At 62.0% G+C, this 835-nt stretch carries 1 protein-coding gene; it reads right to left on the bottom strand.

What is annotated here, in order from left to right; all coding sequences use genetic code 11:
• Positions 1-835: vitamin B12 dependent-methionine synthase activation domain-containing protein (locus G6N73_RS35980; protein WP_281353031.1), on the bottom strand; the 835-nt coding region annotated here is incomplete at both ends.

The following is an 835-nucleotide window of genomic DNA, read 5'->3' as shown; positions in this document are numbered from 1 at the left end:
TTTGGCGATCGCAACTTCCTCGATACCCGCAGTCACGACGAAGCCACCGACATAGTCGGGCTTGCCGCTCTCGACCGGCGCGACGAAATCCGACAGCGCGACGTTCGGCTTGCCGTCGCGTTTGGTTAGTTGCTGGCGCAGCGTGAAGAGGGTCGCGAGTTCCTGCGCACGTGTTTCATCCGTGAACAGGCGTATGTCGTCGCCGACGGCATTGGCCGGCCAGAAGCCAATGACGGCCTTCGGCGCGAACCATTTCTCGTCGATGATCTTCTTCAGCATCGCTTGCGCATCCTCGAAGAGTTGGCGCGCGGCCGGGCCCTGCGTCTCGTCCTCAAGGATTTTGGGGTAGCGGCCTTTCAGCTCCCACGTCTGGAAGAAGGGCGTCCAGTCAATGTAGCGGGCAAGCTCCTCCATATCCAAGTCCTCGAACACCCTGGTGCCGAAGAAGGATGGTTTCGGCGGCTCGCAGTTCGCCCAATCGATCTTGTGAGCGTTGGCGCGAGCCCTGGCGAGCGGCAGCCGCAGCTTGTCGGCCTCCGAACGGTGGTGCGCTTCCGTGACCTTTTTGAACTCGGCGCGCACGGTCTCGATGTAGCCGTTCTTTGCATCTTTAGAGAGCAAGGCTGATACAACGCCGACGGCGCGGCTGGCGTCGTTCACATAGACGGCCTGACCCCTGGCATAGCGCGGATGGATCTTCACCGCCGTATGCACGCGACTGGTGGTGGCGCCGCCGATCAGCAGCGGTATGTCGAACCCCTCGCGCTCCATCTCGGAAGCGACATGCACCATCTCGTCAAGCGACGGCGTGATGAGGCCGGACAGGCCGATGATG

Origin of the sequence: Allomesorhizobium camelthorni, assembly GCF_011045125.1 — a bacterium.
Taxonomy (GTDB): domain Bacteria; phylum Pseudomonadota; class Alphaproteobacteria; order Rhizobiales; family Rhizobiaceae; genus Allomesorhizobium; species Allomesorhizobium camelthorni.
Note: the sequence above shows the minus strand (reverse complement) of the source record. Positions and strands in the feature narration are given on the sequence as shown.